Source organism: Rhodococcus sp. B50 (assembly GCF_013602415.1).
Taxonomy (GTDB): domain Bacteria; phylum Actinomycetota; class Actinomycetes; order Mycobacteriales; family Mycobacteriaceae; genus Rhodococcus.
In genome coordinates this window covers 3,918,520-3,935,474 of record NZ_WPAG02000002.1, presented here as the reverse complement: position 1 = coordinate 3,935,474, position 16,955 = coordinate 3,918,520, and the positions used below count along the sequence as shown (strand labels likewise).

Below are 16,955 nucleotides of genomic sequence, written 5' to 3'. Positions count from 1 at the left end.
GCGCGTGCTCAGAGGTTGCGGATGGCCTCGCGACGGGCGTGGGTGGCGGCGATGCCCGCGGCGGCGGCCTTCACCGCGCCCTCGTGCTTCTCGGGACGGAATCGGGTGACGGGACCGGTGACGCTCACCGCCGCGATCGGACGTTCGTCCTCGTCGAAGATCGGAGCGGCGACACAGGCGAGGCCGACCGCGGACTCCTCGAATTCGAACGCCACACCGCGCTCCACCACGGTCGTCAGGTTCGCGCCGAGCCGGCCGGGTGTCGTGATGGTCCGGGGAGTCTTGCGCGACAAGCCGGCCTCGATCACCTCGGCCAGCAGTTCCGGTGGGGAGTACGCGAGAAGAGCTTTGCCGATCCCGGTGCAGTACATGGGCATTCGCCCACCGATCCGGGACGGCGTGGAGGCGGGCCGGTGCCCGCCGATCTTCGAGACGTAGACGACCTCGACTCCTTCGGGGACACCGAGGTGCACGGTCTCGTGGGTGCGCTCGTACAGATCCTCCATGAACGGGATCGCGACCTCGACCAGCCCCCGCTCGACGGAGGCACGCAGGCCGAGTTCGAAGAGCTGACCGCTCAAGCGGTATCCCGCCGGATCCTTGTCGAGCAGGCGGACCGCGACGAGATCGGTGGCGACGCGGTGCAGCGTCCCCTTCGGTAGTCCCGTGCGTCGGCCCAGTTCTGCGAGGGTGAGCACGTGGTCGTCCGCGGTGAACGCCCACAGCACGGTGACGACCTTGCCGAGCACCGTGTTGGTGTCCACCCCGTCGCCCGGTCGGCGGGCATGCACCGGCGACTCGCGCTGTCCTTCCACGTGCCCCAGATTAGGACACCCGCACCGCGTGGCGGTCGGGACCCGCAGCCCGCCCGGACCCGGTGCCCACCCCTGGCATCCTGGATGTGTGACCGAGCGCAAGCGGTGGGACCTCACGTTCGAGACGTGGATCGAACGGCAGATCCGCGTGGCGCAGGACCGGGGCGATTTCGACGATCTGCCCGGTTACGGCAAACCCATCCCCGACCACGGCGACGACGAACTGTGGTGGGTGAAGAGTTATCTGGCGCGCGAAGGTCTTTCGACGGAGGCGCTGCTGCCACCGGAACTGCAGCTGCGTCGCGAGATCGAACGGCTACCCGGCACGGTCGGGTCTGCTCCCAGCGAGAAGGTGGTCCGCGACATGGTCTCCGACCTCAACCGGCGGATCGCCGACTGCCTGCGCTTCCCGAGCGGACTGCCCGTGCCGATCCACAAGGTCGACGCCGAGGAGATGGTCGAGGTGTGGAAGGTCGAGCGGGCACGTCGTCGCGAAGAGGCCCGCACGGCCCTGAACTCGACACGACCCCGGCTCGAAACGGAGTCCGAGGCCGGGGCCGTGCGCGGAGCGTGGATCTTCCGGTGGTTCCGCAGGCGGAACCGGCCGGTCGTCAGGGAAGGGTGAGCGGTGCTCCGGTCGCGGCGCGGACCTGCTCCTCGGTGACGCCGGGTGCGCATTCGCGCAGGACGAGGCCGTCGGCGGTCACGTCGATCACTGCGAGGTTGGTGATGATGCGCTGCACCACGCCCTCACCGGTGAGCGGCAGCGAGCACTGCGAGACGACCTTCGGGTTGCCCTGCTTGTCGGTGTGCTCCATGAGCACGATGACCTTGCGGGCGCCGTGGACGAGATCCATCGCCCCGCCCATGCCCTTGACCATCTTGCCGGGCACCATCCAGTTGGCCAGATCGCCGGTGGCCGAGACCTCCATACCGCCGAGCACCGCGGTGTCGATGTGGCCGCCGCGGATCATGCCGAAGCTCAGTGCCGAATCGAAGAAGGCGGCACCGGGGTTGACGGTCACGGTCTCCTTGCCGGCGTTGATCAGATCGGGATCGACCGCGTCCTCGGTCGGGTACGGCCCGGTGCCCAGGATGCCGTTCTCGCTGTGCAGAGTGACGTGCACGCCCTCGGGCAGGTAATTGGGGATCAGCGTCGGCAGGCCGATGCCGAGGTTGACGTACTCACCCGGAGCGAGTTCCTGTGCGGCTCGCTCGGCCATCTGCGTGCGCGACCAACCGAGGGTCTCGACAGCTGTGGTCATGTTCTACGCTCCCTTCCCGGCGCTGACGGTGCGCTTTTCGATCTGCTTGTCCTGGACTCCGGTGTGCACGACCCGGTTCACGAAGATTCCCGGCAGGTGCACCTCGCCGGGATCGATCTCGCCCGGTTCGACGAGTTCCTCGACCTGGGCGATGCACACGCGGCCGGCCATGGCGGCGAGCGGGTTGAAGTTCATCGCGGCCTTGTTGAACACGAGGTTGCCCTCGGTGTCGCCCTTGAGGGCGTGGACCAGCGAGAAGTCGGCGGTGATGGACTCCTCGAGCACGTACCGCTTGCCGCGGAACTCGCGGATCTCCTTCGCCGGCGACGCCACGGCGACCGAACCGTCGGCGTTGTACTTCCAGGGCAGTCCGCCCTGCGAGATGGGCGTGCCGACCCCGGCGGGGGTGAAGAAGGCGGGGATTCCCGCGCCACCGGCGCGGAGCTTCTCGGCGAGAGTGCCCTGCGGGGTCAGCTCGACCTCGAGCTCACCCGAGAGATACTGCCGGGCGAATTCCTTGTTCTCGCCGACATACGACGCAGTGACCCGTCGGATACGCCTGTCCGCCAGCAGGATTCCGAGGCCGTGACCGTCTACGCCGCAATTGTTGGAGAACACCTCGAGGTCGGTGGCCCCGGTGTCGGCGATGGCCTGGATCAGGATGTCGGGGATACCGCACAAACCGAATCCGCCCACCGCGAGCGTCGCACCCTCACGGATGTCGGCGACGGCCTCCGCCACCGTGTCGAACACTTTCGTTGCCACTTCACACCTCTCGGGATCCGGGGAGCCGCCGAGGACTCCGCTGAACCGATCACGTCCACTGAATGAACGCGGTCACATTCCTGGCATCTACTAAAGATCGTGCAGGTGGGGAACACAAGTACTTCGAGAAATCTCCCGGTAATTGGTCGTTCATCGAACAGAGACCGCCAATGCGTTCACTCAGTGGACGTAGAATCGGCCTATGTCGTCCGATGCCCGGGGTCAACTGGTCGCGCGGATCGCTGCTCTGCTGCGCACCGTCTCGTCGCACGAGCCGGGAGGGGTGACGACCTCGGAGGTCGCCCGCACCACAGACCTCGCCCGGCCCACCGTGCACCGCCTGCTCACCTCGCTCGCCGAGGAAGGACTCGTCGACCGGGATCCGGCGTCGGGACGCTGGGCCCTCGGGCCCGAGCTGTACCTGCTCGGGTCACTCGCCTCCGCGCGCTACGACATCACCGATCTCGCCGGCGACGTGCTGCGCGACCTGGCGCGCGCGACCGGCGAGAGCGCGTTCCTCTCGGCGCGACGGGGCGACGAGACGGTGTGCCTCGCGAACGAGGAGGGCAGCTTCCCGCTGCGCTCGCACGTGCTCCACATCGGGATCCGCTTCCCGCTCGGGGTGGCATCCGCGGGTCTGGCGATCCTCGCGCACATGCCCGACCAGGACATCGCGGCGTATCTGTCGCGGGTCGATCTCACCGCGGAATGGGGACCGGACCATGCGCGACCCGCACTGGAGAAGCGCATCGAGGCCACGCGACTGGCCGGTTATGCCGTCAATCCGGCGCTGATCGTCGAGGGCAGCTGGGGAATGGGCGCCGCGGTGTTCGATCACCGCGGCGCCCCGACCTGGGCGTTGAGCCTGACCGGCGTGGAGAGCCGATTCCGCCCCGATCGTGTGCCCGAACTCGGTGAGGCGCTGCTCGACAGCGCCCACCGTCTCACTCAGTTGTTGCGTCACCGTCCCCGGTGACGCGCGGTCATGCCGAGGCCGCAGCCGACGCGCGTTGCAGCACGCGCTCGGCGTGCCGCAGCACCGGGGCGTCGACCATCTTCCCTTCGAAGTCGAACACGCCGCGCTCCGATTCTGCGGCCTCGAGGACGCGGCGCGCCCACGCCTCCTCCTCCGGAGTAGGGGCGTACGCACGGCGCACGACGTCGACCTGGCTCGGGTGGATCGACACCTTGATGTCGAATCCGACCGCCACGGCGTCGAGGGCCTCGTCGTGCAGGCCGTCGGTGTCCTTGATGTCCAGGTACACCGAGTCCAGTGCCCACCGGGCGTGGCCCTTGGCGGCGAGCAGCGTCACCGACCGGGCGTGCTGTGCCACCGCGCGGTACGTCCCGTCGGCCCGGCGGCTCGCGTTGCCACCGAGTCCCGCGACGAGATCCTCGGCGCCCCACATCATTCCGAGGGCGTTCTCGGCGACGGCGATATCCTCCACCGCCAGTACCCCGAGGGGTGACTCGATGAGCGCGACCACCTCGAGCGGTGCGAGTGAACGCACCTCGTCACCACTCTCACACTTGGGCAGCATCACCCGCGTGTACGACGTCCGGCTCAGCGCCTCGAGATCTGCCTCGTGGTCGGCGGTACCCACCGGGTTGACTCGCACCACGGTGCGCTCGGGATCGAGCGGGGTGGCAATGAGCGCTTCGCGGGCAGCCTGCTTGTCGGCCGGCGCGACGGCATCCTCGAGGTCGAGGATCACCACATCGGACCGTTCGGCGGCCTTGCTGTAGCGCTCCGGGCGATCGGCGGGACAGAACAGCCATGCGGGGCCGGGAAGTTCCCAGGTCATGTCGTGGGCCTCTTCTGGACGAGGGTCTTGCGCACGGCGACGGCGACGACGTCGCCGTGCTGGTTGCGACCGGTGTGCTCGAGGGTGACGATGCCCTCCCCCGGCCGGCTCTTCGACTCACGCTTGTCGACGATCTTCGTCTCGGCGTAGAGCGTGTCGCCATGGAACAACGGCTTGGGGAAGGTGATCTCGGAGAAACCGAGATTCGCGACGATCGTGCCCTGCGTGAGCTGGGCGACCGACAGCCCCACGATCGTCGAGAGCGTGAACATCGAATTGACGAGGCGTTCACCGAAACTCGTCTCGGCAGCGTATGCGGCGTCGAGGTGTAGCGCCTGCGTGTTCATCGTCTGTGTCGTGAACAGCGTGTTGTCGGCCTCGGTGATCGTGCGACCCGGGCGGTGCTCGTAGATCGCGCCGAGTTCGAATTCCTCGAACCACAGGCCGCGCTGGACGATCCGCTTCTCCACGGTGGTGTCGGTCTCGCTCACAGTCCCAGCTCCCGTCCGACGAGCATGAGCTGCACCTCGGTGGTGCCCTCACCGATCTCGAGGATCTTGCTGTCGCGGTAGTGGCGCGCCACGGCGTACTCGTTCATGAAGCCGTAGCCACCGTGGATCTGCGTCGCATCGCGCGCGTTGTCCATGGCGGCCTCGGACGCGACGAGCTTGGCGATCGCGGCCTGCTTCTTGAACGGCTTGCCGGCGAGCATCGCCGCGGCCGCGTCGTAGTAGGCGGTACGCGCGGTATGGGCACGCGCCTCCATGCGGGCGATCTTGAAGGCGATGGCCTGGTTGCTGCCGATCGGACTGCCGAAGGCCTCGCGCTCCTTGGCGTACTTCACCGACTCGTCGACGCAACCCTGCGCGGCGCCGGTCGACAGGGCGGCGATGGCGATGCGGCCCTCGTCGAGGATGCGCAGGAAGTTGGCGTAGCCGCGGCCCCGCTCGCCGAGGAGGTTCTCCTCGGGCACCCGCACGTCGGCGAAGGTGAGCGGATGCGTGTCGGAAGCATTCCAGCCGACCTTGTTGTAGGCCGGTTCGGCGGTGAAGCCCGGCGTGGACGTCGGCACGAGGATCGTAGAAATCTCCTTCTTGCCGTTCTCCCGCACACCGGTGACCGCGGTGACCGTCACCAGCGAGGTGATGTCGGTGCCCGAGTTGGTGATGAACTGCTTGTTGCCGTTGATGATCCACTCACCGTTCTCGAGCTTGGCGGTGGTCTTCGTGCCGCCGGCGTCGCTGCCCGCACCCGGTTCGGTGAGCCCGAAAGCCGCGAGATTGCGACCGCTCGCGAGCTGCGGTAGCCACTCCTGCTTCTGCTTCTCGTTGCCGAAGCGGTAGATCGGCATCGCGCCGAGCGAGACACCGGCCTCGAGGGTGATGGCAACGGACTGGTCGACCTTGCCGAGTTCTTCGAGCGCGAGGCACAGCGCGAAGTAGTCGCCGCCCATGCCGCCGTACTCCTCGGGGAAGGGCAGACCGAACAGGCCCATCTCGGCCATGCCTTGCACGACCTCGTAGGGGAACGAGTGCTCGGCGTCGTGCTTGGCCGCGACCGGTGCGACCACCGTGCGGGCGAAGTCGGCGACCGTCTTGCGCAGCTGCTCGTACTCGTCGGGAAGTTGGCCCGTGGCCAGGTATTCCGTCATTACTGTGCCTCTTCCGTGTCGGCGTGCGGGGTGACCCGCGCGAGAAGTTGATCGACCTTGACCTGCTCACCGGCGGCCGCGAACAGCTCGACGGTGCCGTCGATGGGGGCGGTGAGCGAATGTTCCATCTTCATGGCCTCGACGACGACGAGCGTCTGCCCGGCCGTGACGGTGTCGCCGGACGCGACGGACACCGCGATGACGGCACCGGGCATCGGGCTCGTGATGTCGGCATCGCCGGCGTGCGCGTCGTCGCCGCGCACCGACGCCTCGCGCACCTCACGGACGGCAACGCTGCCGTGGCCGTCGGAAAGCCAGACCGCACCGTCGGATTCGCCGACGCGGTAGCTGTGACGTCGACCGTCGAGCACCACCGCCAGATCGGAGCCGTGCAGCACCGCACTGAAGCGGTAGGTCTCACCGTCCTCGACCTCGGCGAGACCCGCGGCCGGGGTTCCCGTCAGGCGCACGTGCGCGGTGCGGTCGCCGGAGGTGAGGCGTGACGTGACGGGCCGGTGGGCACCGACGCGCCAGCCGTCGGGCACCGCCCACGGATCGGTGATCTCGCCCGCCCAGCGGTCGAGCCACCGCAGGACCGCCGCGGCGACGAGCGTGGAATCGGCGGTCGTGGGTGGGGTGTAGTCGCCGAGCCGGCGGTCGAGCAGTCCGGTGTCGAGCGCGCCGGCGATCACGTCGTCGTCGGCGAGCAGGAAGCGCACGAAGTCGACATTGGTGACGACGCCGAGCACCGCGGTCTGCGCGAGTGCCCGGTCGAGACGGCGCAGCGCTCCGGCGCGGTCGTCGGCGTGGGCGATGACCTTGGCGAGCATCGGGTCGTAGTCGCTGCCGACCACGGTGCCGGCCCGGATACCGGAATCGACGCGCACCCCGGGGCCGGTGGGCTCGACGACGTCGGCGATCTCGCCGCCGGTCGGGAGGAAGCCACGAGCCGGATCCTCGGCGTAGACGCGGGCCTCGATCGCGTGACCGGTGAGGGTGATGTCGTCCTGGGTGAAACCGAGCGGCTCACCCCCGGCGATGCGCACCTGCCATTCGACGAGGTCGAGGCCGGTGACCATCTCGGTGACGGGATGCTCGACCTGCAGCCGGGTGTTCATCTCCATGAAGAAGAATTCGTCCGGCTTGTCGGCGGAGACGATGAACTCGACGGTGCCGGCGCCGGTGTAGTCGACGCTGCGCGCGGTGTTGCACGCGGCCTCACCGATGCGGGCGCGGGTGGCCTCGTCGAGCAGCGGGGAGGGTGCCTCCTCGATGACCTTCTGATGGCGTCGCTGCAGGCTGCACTCGCGTTCGCCGAGGTGCACGACGTTGCCGTGCGCGTCGGCGAGCACCTGGACCTCGATGTGGCGGGGGCGCTGCACGAACCGCTCGAGGAACAGGGTGTCGTCGCCGAACGCGGACGCTGCTTCGCGGCGGGCGGATTCGAGCGCAGCGGGCAGATCCTTCGGATCCTCCACCAGGCGCATACCCTTGCCGCCACCACCGGCCGACGGCTTGACGAGCACGGGATAGCCCACCTCGTCGGCGCCGGTGATCAGTTCGGCGTCGGTCAGGCCGGGACGGGAGATGCCGGGCACGACGGGAACACCGAACTCCGACACCGCGGCCTTGGCGGTGATCTTGTCGCCCATCGTCTCGATCGCGTGGGCGGACGGGCCGAGAAAGGCGATACCGGCGGTGGCACACGCGGCAGCGAAAGCCGAGTTCTCCGACAGGAATCCGTAACCGGGGTGGATTCCTTGCGCGCCGGTCGCGAGCGCCGCGTCGATGACCTTGTCGATCACCAGATAGCTCTCGCGCGCCGCAGCCGGCCCGAGCAGCACCGCGGTGTCGGCTTCCTGGACGTGCCGCGCGTCGCGGTCGGCCTCGCTGAACACGGCGACCGAGCGGATGCCCATCGCCTTCAGGGTGCGGATGACGCGCACCGCGATCTCACCGCGGTTGGCGACCAGCACCGTGTCGATCCGAGTCGTATCAGTCATGGGTGCACTCACATCCGGAAGACGCCGTAGGAGACCGGCTCGAGCGGCGCGTTGGCGCACACCGACAGTGCCAGTCCGAGAACTTTTCTGGTGTCTGCGGGATCGATGATGCCGTCGTCCCACAGTCGCGCGGTCGAGTAGTAGGGGTTGCCCTGTGCCTCGTACTGCTCACGGATCGGAGCCTTGAACTCCTCCTCCTGCTCGGCCGTCCAAGGCTTGCCCGAGGCGTCGAGCTGATCGGAGCGCACCGTGGCCAGCACCGAGGCGGCCTGCTCGCCGCCCATGACCGAGATGCGGGCGTTGGGCCACATCCACAGGAAACGGGGCGAATACGCGCGCCCGCACATCGAGTAGTTGCCCGCACCGTACGAGCCGCCGATGACGACGGTCAGCTTCGGCACCCGCGCGCACGCGACCGCGGTGACCATCTTCGCGCCGTGCTTGGCGATGCCGCCGGCCTCGTAATCGCGGCCGACCATGAAGCCGGAGATGTTCTGCAGGAACACCAGCGGGATCGACCGCTTGTCGCACAGTTCGATGAAATGCGCGCCCTTGACCGCCGATTCGCCGAACAGCACGCCGTTGTTGGCGACGATGCCGACCGGGTGGCCGTGGATGCGCGCGAAACCCGTGACGAGGGTCTTGCCGTACTCGGCCTTGAACTCGTGGAAGCTGGAGCCGTCGACGACGCGGTTGATGACCTCGTGCACGTCGTAGGGGATCCGCGAGTCGGTGGGCACCACGTCGTACAGCTCGGCGGGGTCGGCGTCGGGCTCGACGGTGGGTTCGACGTCCCACGGGCGCGGGGTGCGCGGGCCGAAGGTGGAGACGATGTCGCGCACGATGCGCAACGCGTCGCGGTCGTCCTCGGCCAGGTGGTCGGTGACGCCGGAGACCTTCGAGTGCAGGTCGCCGCCGCCCAGTTCCTCCGCGGTGACGACCTCGCCGGTCGCGGCCTTCACCAGCGGCGGGCCGCCGAGGAAGATGGTGCCCTGGTTGCGGACGATGACGGCCTCGTCGCTCATCGCGGGGACGTAGGCGCCGCCGGCGGTGCACGAGCCCAGGACCGCGGCGATCTGCGGAATCCCCTTGGCGCTCATGGTGGCCTGGTTGTAGAAGATGCGACCGAAGTGCTCGCGGTCGGGGAAGACCTCGTCCTGCCGCGGCAGGAAGGCGCCGCCCGAGTCGACGAGGTACAGGCACGGCAGGTTGTTCTGCAACGCAACTTCCTGCGCCCGCAGGTGCTTCTTGACCGTGATCGGGTAGTAGGTGCCGCCCTTGACGGTGGCGTCGTTGGCGACGATCACGCACTCGCGGCCGGCGACGCGGCCGATTCCGGCGATCATGCCGGCGCCGGGGCACTCGTCGTCGTACATGCCGTCGGCCGCGAGGGGAGACAGCTCGAGGAACGGGCTGCCCGTGTCGAGTAGTTCGTCGACGCGGTCGCGGGGAAGCAGCTTGCCGCGCGCGACGTGCCGCTCCCGGGATTTCTCGCTGCCGCCCAGCGCTGCGGCAGCGAGCTTGTCTCGGAGCTCTCGGACCAGCTGTTCGTGCTGGTCGCGGCTGGTTGTCGAGGCCGTCTCAGCGGTCGTCACGAACACCATCCTCGGTAGATTGACCTAATCGCCATTAACTGAAATCTAGGTTAGTTATGATTAACCGAGTTGTCCAGACCACACGGAGCGGAGATTTTCATGACCGAGTCCGCGATCGACGTCTCGACCGCATCGGGACGCCCGACGCGGCGCAGCCTCGCCAAGGCGGAACGCCGACGAGACCTCTTGCGGGCCGCGGCGCACCTGATCGCCGAACGCGGATTCCCCGGAGTCCGCCTCGAGGATCTCGGTGCCGCTGTGGGCATCAGCGGACCCGCCGTGTACCGGCACTTCTCCAACAAGGACGCCCTGCTCGTCGAGATCCTCGTCGAAATCAGCCGTCGCCTGCTCGCGGGTGGCACGCAGGTCGCCGAGACGAATCCCGACCCTCGCGACGCCCTCGAGGGCCTGGTCGACTTCCATCTCGACTTCGCTTTGGGCGAGCCCGATCTCATCCGTGTGCAGGACCGAGAGTTCGCGTCCCTCCCCGACGAGGCACAGCGGGAGGTGCGGGTGACACAGCGTCGCTACGTCGAGATCTGGGTCGGTGTGCTGCGCCGCATCGACCCGGCACTGCCCGAATCCGATGCACGCACGATGGCGCACGCGACCTTCGGCCTCATCAACTCGACGCCGCACAGCGCCGACCCCCGCTCTCCCGAGGGCACCCGCGCGGTGCTGCGACGCATGGCCTTGTCGGCCCTCACCCCGATCCCCTCGACATCCCTGGCAGACACAGCATCCCCGGCCGACACGGCCCGAACGGAAACCGCATGAGCTACTTCGAACGACTCGGTCCGACATCCTTCCGCGCCACCGAGCACGTCGGCGGAGCATGGAACGAGGCCGAACAGCACATCGCCCCTGCTCTCGGCCTGATCGCCCACGTCATCGAGACCGATCGGGACGCGCGGCGCGACGAAAAACTCGTGATCGGGCGCCTGTCGTACGACATCCTCGGCACCGTGCCGGTGGGTCCTGTCGTCACGACGGTCGAGGTCCTCCGGCCGGGACGCACCATAGAACTCGTCGAAGCCACACTGGCCTACGACGGACGCGCGATCGTGCGCGCCCGCGCGTGGCTGATGCAGACCCGACCCACCGCCGAACTCGCCGGCAGCACGCTGCAGTCGATCCCGTCGCCCGAGGACAGCGAGCCGTGGGATCCGACCACCGTGTGGCCCGGCGGATTCATCGAGTCGGTACAAGTGCGCCGCACGTCGCTCGAACCCGGGCGGGCCTCCTTCTGGGTCCGCACACCCGTGCCGCTCGTCGACGACGACAAGGTGAGCGGTCTCGCCGCCACGGCCGGCCTGTTCGACATCGCCAACGGCATGGCGGTGCGCGCCGATCCGAGAAAGGTCGCCTTCCCCAATCTGGACCTCACCGCGCACCTGTTCGCCGAACCTCGCGGCGAATGGGTCGGTTTCGACACGTCGGTCTCGTTCGGTGCCGACGGCATCGGTCTGACGAGCACGGTGCTGCACGACACCACCGGCCCGATCGGCACGATGTCCCAGATCCTCACGGTGCGACCGATCTGATCGGTCGCACCGAGATCGGAGCCCGAGGTCTCAGCCGAGGAGCGCGGATGCGAGCTGCCGGTACCCGTCGCCCGGGAAGGTGCGCGGATCGGCGGTGAGCACCTGGATGGCGACCTCGTCGGCACCGGCGGCGTAATGCTTCTCGATGCCGGCGACGACGCTGTCGAGGTCGCCCCACGGGATGAGCACGTCCATCAGGCGGTCGCTGCCACCGTCGGCGAGATCCTCGTCGGTGTATCCGAGACGACGCAGATTGTTCGAGTAGTTCGGCAGCGCGAGGTACCCGCGCATGTACTCACGGGCGATGCCACGGGCGACCGTCTCGTCGGTCTCGAGCACGACGGCCACCTCGGGTGCGAGCAACGGCTCCGAGCCGAGCGTTTCGCGGGCGAGTGCCGTGTGCTCGGCCGGGACGAAGTACGGATGTGCGCCTGCCGCACGTTCGGCGGACAACTTCAGCATGCGCGGACCGAGCGCTGCGAGGACCCTGCGGTCGGCGGGCACCGGTGTCGACGCCGCATCCAGCCCGTCGATGTACTCGACCATTCGGCTGTAGGGCTTGGTGTAGCTGGTGCTCTCCCGCGCGTCGACGACAGGAGCGTGGCTCGTTCCGATGCCGAACAGGAAACGGCCGGGGTACTGCGACTCCAGGTCGGCGACCGCCGCGGACGCGGTGTCGGGATCGGCGTGCCAGATGCTGATGATGCCGCTCGCCAACTCGAGTCTCGTCGTCGCCGCGAGCAATTCTCCGTAGACGGGGGGGAAGCCGTCCTGGAAACCTCCGGACGTCCACAACCGGGAGTATCCCAGTTCCTCCAGTTCGCGAGCGGCGTCGAGCGCCTGCTCGCGAAGTGTGCGGCTGAGCCAGAACGCGCCACCCCATACACTCACACGTCGTGTCATGCGACCGACCCTAGACCCGTTCCGGCACCCGGTGCAGTCGTCCGGCCCGGTAGCTGGGTCCGGGAGCGCCGAACCGGTGGGTTACAGTTCGCTCCTGGGTTCAGCAGACAGCCCGTCCAAACGTGTGTTCGCAGACCGAAAGGTCCGGTCCGCACCGCCGTCGGGATTCGTCGCCCTCGGCGTGAATCGGGCACGGGCCGGGAAGCTGGGGTGGATGTGATCGGTTTCGTGCGTTCCGCCGAGGTCGGAGCGACGGTGCAGCGATGAGGGATCCTTCGGTTCCCGAACCGCGTATCGAGCGGTTCTCGTCTCGGCTGGTCGTGCAGAGCTGGTTCCAGGTCGCGTTCGCGGTTCTGGCGGTGTTCGCCGTCCTCGGTTCGATCGTGGGCGGGATCTTCATCCAGCGCACCGTGCAGATCACCGACGAGCTGACCGGGCGGATCCAGCCCGCGATGACGCAGGCCTACCGGTTGCAGACCTCGCTGCTCGATCAACAGACCGCAGTCCGCGGGTACGCGCTCACGACCGACCCGGCCTTCCTCGGGCCGTATCGCGCCGGCCGGGCCGATCAGCAGGTCGCGCTCGACCGTCTCCGCGAACTCCTCGCCGACCATCCGGAGCTCCTCGCCGACATCGACTCCATCGACGCCACCGCTCGGCAGTGGCAGCTGCAGTATGCAGAGCCGATCATCGCCACCGTCGTGCCCGGAGAGCCGCGGCCCGTCGATCCGGCCCTGGCAGAGGAGGACCGGCTGACCTTCGGTGAGATCCGGTCGATGTTCGTCCAGGAGAACAGCGCGCTCTCCCGTGTCCTGGAAGAGAACCTCGACGATCTCGTGCAGTCCCGGACGATCCGCAACTCGGTCCTGATCGCCATGGTGATCACCTTCATCCTCACCGGCCTCGCGATGGTGGCGCTCGTCCACAATCTCGTCGCCGTGCCGCTCAGCAAGCTCCGCAAGGCCAGTCGCCGGGTCGCGCTGGAGGAGAACTTCTACCAGCACATCTATCCGCAGGGACCGAAGGACATCCGGGCACTGGCCCTCGACGTCGAGACGATGCGCGGTCGTATCGCGGACGCGCTGTCGGATTCCCGCAACCAGCAGGCCCTGCTGGCCAGACAGGCGGAGGATCTCGACGCCCAGGCCGAGGAACTACGACGTTCCAACGCCGAACTCGAGCAGTTCGCCTATGTCGCATCGCACGACCTGCAGGAACCGCTCCGGAAAGTCGCGTCCTTCTGCCAGCTGCTCGAGAAGCGCTACGGGGACGTCCTCGACGATCGTGGGCGGCAGTACGTCGAATATGCCGTGGACGGCGCGAAGCGCATGCAGGTCCTGATCAGCGATCTGCTCGCCTTCTCCCGGGTCGGACGCGTGCACGATGCCTACGTCCGGGTGGACCTCGGGCGGCCACTCGACAAGGCATTGTTCAATCTCTCGGCGTCGATCGAGGAGTCGCAGGCGCGGATCGAACGACCCGACTCACTGCCCGAACTGACGGGCGACCCGACACTGCTGACGATGCTGTGGCAGAACCTGGTCGGCAACGCCATCAAGTTCCGGCATCCCGATCGCACCCCGGTCGTCCGGATCGAGTGCGCGAAGGTCGAGGACGAGTCGACCGGTCCGGAGTGGCATTTCTGTGTCACCGACAACGGCATCGGGATCGACAGCGACTACGCCGAGAAGGTGTTCGTGATCTTCCAGCGCCTCCACCCCCGCGACGACTACCAGGGCACGGGTATCGGACTGGCGCTGTGCAAGAAAATCGTCGAGTATCACGCGGGAAGAATCTGGATCGACACCGAGTACGGCGAGACTCACCCCGAGGGCACTCGAATCTGCTTCACCCTCGGAATCGCACCACCACCGCCCGGCGAGCAGAAGCACGGGATCACCGCTTGAGGAGCACTACGTGACCTATCCCGCTGCCCGACCGGTGGACGTCCTGCTGGTCGAGGACGATCCGGGCGACGAGCTCATGACCCGCGAAGCATTCGAGGACAACAAGATCGGCAATGCTCTCCACGTCGTCCACGACGGGGAGGAGGCCCTCGACTTCCTGTACCGACGGGGCGCCCACGAGAATGCTCCGCGCCCGGACCTGATCCTGCTCGACCTCAACCTGCCGAAATACGACGGCCGGCAGGTCCTGACGAAGATCAAGTCCGATCCCGAACTGTCCGACATCCCCATCGTGGTACTCACGACCTCCTCGGCCGAGGAGGACATCCTGCGCAGTTACAAGCTGCACGCCAACGCGTACGTCACCAAGCCGGTCGATCTCGACCAGTTCATCGGTGCCGTGAAGCAGATCGACGAGTTCTTCGTGCAGGTCGTGCGGCTGCCGCGCCGCGGACGCCACTGAGGCTGCCGCGAGCGCTCGCCGAGCGAACCGTCAGGCCAGGATGCCGAAGATCGCGACCACGAAGATGATCACGATCACCGCGACGGCGAGCAGCGTGAGCCACCCGCTGATCGGGAATCGCTTCCTCGTGTCCGGTTCGGGAGCGGACAGCCCGGACGTCGTCCCCGAGTCCGGGGACGTCGATCCGGGCGCCACGCCACCACCGGGCTCCAGATCCGGGGTGCGTGAAGGTTCGGGATCCTGGTTTCCATGGTGTTCGGGGTCCGACGTGGTCACCTGACCTCCTTCTGTGCGGCTGCGCTCCCGCAGAACGGCCGTGGACATGTGTCGCGGTGATTCGGTTCTGTGGCGACATACCTCTCCCCCGACACGCGCAAACATGGGCGGGACGGCAGGGACCGCTCGGGTGCAGCGTTTGCCCGCTCCGAGCGGGGGTAGGCAGCGGGAGACATATGCCGGGCACGACCCGGCATTCCCGCACCCGAGGAGCCGAGGAGCGACATGAAGGCAGTGACATGGCAGGGGCGCCGCAACGTCAGCGTCGACACGGTGCCCGATCCGACGATCCAGGAGGCCGGTGACGCCGTCATCCGCGTCACCACTACCAACATCTGTGGCTCCGACCTGCACCTCTACGAGGTACTGGGGGCCTTCATGACTCCTGGCGACATCCTCGGTCACGAACCGATGGGCATCGTCGAGGAGGTGGGTTCCGGGGTCACGAAGCTGAAGCCCGGCGACCGGGTGGTGATCCCCTTCCAGGTGTGTTGCGGTCAGTGCTTCATGTGTTCCCACGGACTGCATTCACAGTGCGAGACCACGCAGGTCCGGGAGGAAGGCACAGGCGCCGCCCTGTTCGGCTACTCGAAGCTCTACGGCAGCGTGCCGGGTGGGCAGGCCGAGTACCTGCGGGTACCTCACGCCGATGCGACCCACATCAAGGTGCCCGAGGGACCGGCGGACGATCGCTTCGTCTATCTCTCCGATGTGCTGCCCACCGCATGGCAGGCCGTCGAGTATGCGGAAATTCCCGACGGGGGCAGTGTGACGGTGCTCGGCCTCGGCCCCATCGGGGAGATGGCCGCACGCATCGCCGCACACAAGGGCGCCCGGGTGATCGGTGTGGATCTCGTTCCCGAACGACTCGCCCGGGCGGCCTCCCGCGGCATCGAGGTCGTCGATCTCCGCGAGGTCGACGACAATCCGGGCGACATGATCCGCGACATGACGAACGGGCGCGGTACCGATTCGGTGATCGACGCGGTGGGCATGGAAGCGCACGGCTCCCCCGTCGCGAAGCTCGCCCAGAGCGCGGCGGGCTTCCTGCCGTCGGCGATCGCCGAGCCGTTCATGGAGAAGGCCGGCCTCGACCGGCTCCACGCGCTGTACACCGCGATCGACGTCGTGCGGCGTGGTGGCGCGATCTCGCTGAGCGGCGTGTACGGCGGGGCGGCGGACCCGATGCCGATGCTCACCCTGTTCGACAAGCAGATCCGCCTTCACATGGGCCAGGCCAACGTGTTGAACTGGGTCCCGGAGATTCTGCCGCTGCTGACCGACGAGGATCCGCTGGGGGTCGACGACTTCGCCACCCACCGCCTTCCGCTCGACGACGCACCGCGCGCGTACGAGATCTTCCAGAAGAAGCAGGACGGCGCCATCAAGATCGGTCTCAAACCGTAAGCGGAGTAACGGGAATCGGGCTCGGGAATCATCCCGGGCCCGGTTCGCCGCAGCGACTCACTTCTCGATCGCGGTCTGTCCGTTGCCTTCTGCGTCGATCACGGAGATCTTGCGCGGCTTGGCCTTCTCCGCGACCGGAATCGTCACGCGCAGAACACCACCCCGATACTGCGCTTCGATCCGATCGGTGTCGAGGGTGTCGCCGAGGAACAACCGACGGGTGAAGACACCTCGTGGTCTCTCGGTCGAGATGAATTCCTTGTCCCGGTCGACTTCCGGACGTTCGGCGCGAACGGTGAGCACGTTGCGTTCGACATCGAGTTCGATCGAGTCGGCGTCGACCCCGGGGAGATCGAACTCCGCGACGAAATGGTCGCCCTCCCGCCACGCGTCGAGCGGCATCACCGCGGGACGGGCCATGGTGCCGAGCACCTGCTGCGCGAAACGATCGACGTCGCGGAACGGGTCGGTGCGCATCAACATCGGTCTGTCACCTCCGACTGTCCGGCCGTTCGTGACGGCCACACTCCGTTCAATTATCTGTGCCTGTTGACAC

At 67.6% G+C, this 16,955-nt stretch carries 18 protein-coding genes; 7 read left to right on the top strand and 11 right to left on the bottom strand.

Annotated elements, in window-relative coordinates:
• Positions 1-8 precede the first annotated feature (8 nt).
• Positions 9-764, bottom strand: a complete 756-nt coding sequence (locus GON09_RS18545; protein ID WP_213934517.1) for an IclR family transcriptional regulator — start codon at positions 762-764, stop codon at positions 9-11.
• A 139-nt stretch (positions 765-903) separates the two neighbouring features.
• On the opposite strand from GON09_RS18545, the gene GON09_RS18540 reads away from it, so the two are divergent.
• Complete coding sequence (locus GON09_RS18540; protein ID WP_213933076.1) at positions 904-1,440, top strand: J-domain-containing protein; 537 nt, start codon at positions 904-906, stop codon at positions 1,438-1,440.
• On the opposite strand, the gene GON09_RS18535 is transcribed toward GON09_RS18540, so the two are convergent.
• On the bottom strand, positions 1,427-2,080 hold the full coding sequence (locus GON09_RS18535) for a CoA transferase subunit B (protein ID WP_213933075.1): 654 nt from the start codon (positions 2,078-2,080) through the stop codon (positions 1,427-1,429). The two genes, GON09_RS18540 and GON09_RS18535, sit on opposite strands and share 14 nt — an antisense overlap.
• Before the next feature lie 3 nt (positions 2,081-2,083).
• Complete coding sequence (locus GON09_RS18530) at positions 2,084-2,845, bottom strand: CoA transferase subunit A (protein WP_213933074.1); 762 nt, start codon at positions 2,843-2,845, stop codon at positions 2,084-2,086.
• 202 nt (positions 2,846-3,047) lie between these two features.
• Here GON09_RS18530 and GON09_RS18525 point away from each other — a divergent pair, with 202 nt between their 5' ends.
• Positions 3,048-3,821, top strand: a complete 774-nt coding sequence (locus GON09_RS18525; RefSeq protein WP_213933073.1) for an IclR family transcriptional regulator — start codon at positions 3,048-3,050, stop codon at positions 3,819-3,821.
• Between the two features lie 7 nt (positions 3,822-3,828).
• Here GON09_RS18525 and GON09_RS18520 read toward each other — a convergent pair whose 3' ends face one another.
• From GON09_RS18520 to GON09_RS18500, 5 genes are read right to left on the bottom strand one after another with little or no spacing between them, the layout of a single operon-like run.
• Positions 3,829-4,650, bottom strand: coding sequence for an HpcH/HpaI aldolase/citrate lyase family protein (locus tag GON09_RS18520; RefSeq protein ID WP_213933072.1), 822 nt, complete (start codon positions 4,648-4,650; stop codon positions 3,829-3,831).
• Complete coding sequence (locus tag GON09_RS18515; protein ID WP_213933071.1) at positions 4,647-5,141, bottom strand: MaoC family dehydratase; 495 nt, start codon at positions 5,139-5,141, stop codon at positions 4,647-4,649. Before GON09_RS18515 ends, GON09_RS18520 begins: the two co-directional genes overlap by 4 nt.
• Entirely contained in the window at positions 5,138-6,301 is a 1,164-nt protein-coding gene (locus GON09_RS18510; protein ID WP_213933070.1) for an acyl-CoA dehydrogenase family protein, read from the bottom strand. Before GON09_RS18510 ends, GON09_RS18515 begins: the two co-directional genes overlap by 4 nt.
• A complete protein-coding gene (locus GON09_RS18505; protein WP_213933069.1) occupies positions 6,301-8,304 on the bottom strand; it encodes an acetyl/propionyl/methylcrotonyl-CoA carboxylase subunit alpha in 2,004 nt (667 codons plus the stop codon). Before GON09_RS18505 ends, GON09_RS18510 begins: the two co-directional genes overlap by 1 nt.
• 8 nt (positions 8,305-8,312) lie before the next feature.
• Positions 8,313-9,908 (bottom strand): carboxyl transferase domain-containing protein, encoded by a 1,596-nt coding sequence (locus tag GON09_RS18500; RefSeq protein ID WP_213933068.1) that lies wholly within the window; start codon positions 9,906-9,908, stop codon positions 8,313-8,315.
• 90 nt (positions 9,909-9,998) lie between these two features.
• On the opposite strand from GON09_RS18500, the gene GON09_RS18495 reads away from it, so the two are divergent.
• Together GON09_RS18495 and GON09_RS18490 are read left to right on the top strand one after the other, a co-directional pair.
• Positions 9,999-10,676: an SACE_7040 family transcriptional regulator gene (locus GON09_RS18495; protein WP_213933067.1), complete on the top strand. Its 678-nt coding sequence runs from the start codon at positions 9,999-10,001 to the stop codon at positions 10,674-10,676.
• Positions 10,673-11,443, top strand: coding sequence for a thioesterase family protein (locus GON09_RS18490; protein ID WP_213933066.1), 771 nt, complete (start codon positions 10,673-10,675; stop codon positions 11,441-11,443). The genes GON09_RS18495 and GON09_RS18490 overlap by 4 nt, the downstream gene beginning before the upstream one ends.
• A 30-nt stretch (positions 11,444-11,473) precedes the next feature.
• On the opposite strand, the gene GON09_RS18485 is transcribed toward GON09_RS18490, so the two are convergent.
• Positions 11,474-12,346 carry an LLM class F420-dependent oxidoreductase gene (locus GON09_RS18485; RefSeq protein ID WP_213933065.1) on the bottom strand — a complete coding sequence of 291 codons (873 nt, stop codon included), beginning with the start codon at positions 12,344-12,346 and terminating at the stop codon, positions 11,474-11,476.
• Between the two features lie 263 nt (positions 12,347-12,609).
• On the opposite strand from GON09_RS18485, the gene GON09_RS18480 reads away from it, so the two are divergent.
• Together GON09_RS18480 and GON09_RS18475 are read left to right on the top strand one after the other, a co-directional pair.
• The gene (locus tag GON09_RS18480; RefSeq protein WP_213933064.1) at positions 12,610-14,253 is read left to right on the top strand and encodes a sensor histidine kinase; all 1,644 of its coding nucleotides are present in this window, start codon (positions 12,610-12,612) and stop codon (positions 14,251-14,253) included.
• A gap of 10 nt (positions 14,254-14,263) precedes the next feature.
• On the top strand, positions 14,264-14,716 hold the full coding sequence (locus tag GON09_RS18475; protein WP_213933063.1) for a response regulator: 453 nt from the start codon (positions 14,264-14,266) through the stop codon (positions 14,714-14,716).
• Positions 14,717-14,746: 30 nt separating this feature from the next.
• Here GON09_RS18475 and GON09_RS18470 read toward each other — a convergent pair whose 3' ends face one another.
• Positions 14,747-14,992, bottom strand: a complete 246-nt coding sequence (locus GON09_RS18470) for a DUF6480 family protein (protein WP_213933062.1) — start codon at positions 14,990-14,992, stop codon at positions 14,747-14,749.
• Between the two features lie 225 nt (positions 14,993-15,217).
• Between GON09_RS18470 and GON09_RS18465 the strand changes: the two genes are divergently transcribed.
• On the top strand, positions 15,218-16,399 hold the full coding sequence (locus GON09_RS18465) for a zinc-dependent alcohol dehydrogenase (protein ID WP_213933061.1): 1,182 nt from the start codon (positions 15,218-15,220) through the stop codon (positions 16,397-16,399).
• 57 nt (positions 16,400-16,456) lie between these two features.
• Here GON09_RS18465 and GON09_RS18460 read toward each other — a convergent pair whose 3' ends face one another.
• The gene (locus GON09_RS18460; RefSeq protein ID WP_213933060.1) at positions 16,457-16,882 is read right to left on the bottom strand and encodes an Hsp20/alpha crystallin family protein; all 426 of its coding nucleotides are present in this window, start codon (positions 16,880-16,882) and stop codon (positions 16,457-16,459) included.
• Positions 16,883-16,955: the final 73 nt, after the last annotated feature.

Bases quoted from the DNA above. Each gene is read 5' to 3' on its own strand.
- GON09_RS18460 (WP_213933060.1), bottom strand. From the start codon at position 16,882: ATGTTGATGCGCACCGACCCGTTCCGCGACGTCGATCGTTTCGCGCAG.
- GON09_RS18465 (WP_213933061.1), top strand. From the start codon at position 15,218: ATGAAGGCAGTGACATGGCAGGGGCGCCGCAACGTCAGCGTCGACACG.
- GON09_RS18495 (WP_213933067.1), top strand. From the start codon at position 9,999: ATGACCGAGTCCGCGATCGACGTCTCGACCGCATCGGGACGCCCGACG.
- GON09_RS18485 (WP_213933065.1), bottom strand. From the start codon at position 12,346: ATGACACGACGTGTGAGTGTATGGGGTGGCGCGTTCTGGCTCAGCCGC.
- GON09_RS18520 (WP_213933072.1), bottom strand. From the start codon at position 4,650: ATGACCTGGGAACTTCCCGGCCCCGCATGGCTGTTCTGTCCCGCCGAT.
- GON09_RS18535 (WP_213933075.1), bottom strand. From the start codon at position 2,080: ATGACCACAGCTGTCGAGACCCTCGGTTGGTCGCGCACGCAGATGGCC.
- GON09_RS18505 (WP_213933069.1), bottom strand. From the start codon at position 8,304: ATGACTGATACGACTCGGATCGACACGGTGCTGGTCGCCAACCGCGGT.
- GON09_RS18510 (WP_213933070.1), bottom strand. From the start codon at position 6,301: ATGACGGAATACCTGGCCACGGGCCAACTTCCCGACGAGTACGAGCAG.
- GON09_RS18490 (WP_213933066.1), top strand. From the start codon at position 10,673: ATGAGCTACTTCGAACGACTCGGTCCGACATCCTTCCGCGCCACCGAG.
- GON09_RS18500 (WP_213933068.1), bottom strand. From the start codon at position 9,908: ATGGTGTTCGTGACGACCGCTGAGACGGCCTCGACAACCAGCCGCGAC.
- GON09_RS18480 (WP_213933064.1), top strand. From the start codon at position 12,610: ATGAGGGATCCTTCGGTTCCCGAACCGCGTATCGAGCGGTTCTCGTCT.
- GON09_RS18525 (WP_213933073.1), top strand. From the start codon at position 3,048: ATGTCGTCCGATGCCCGGGGTCAACTGGTCGCGCGGATCGCTGCTCTG.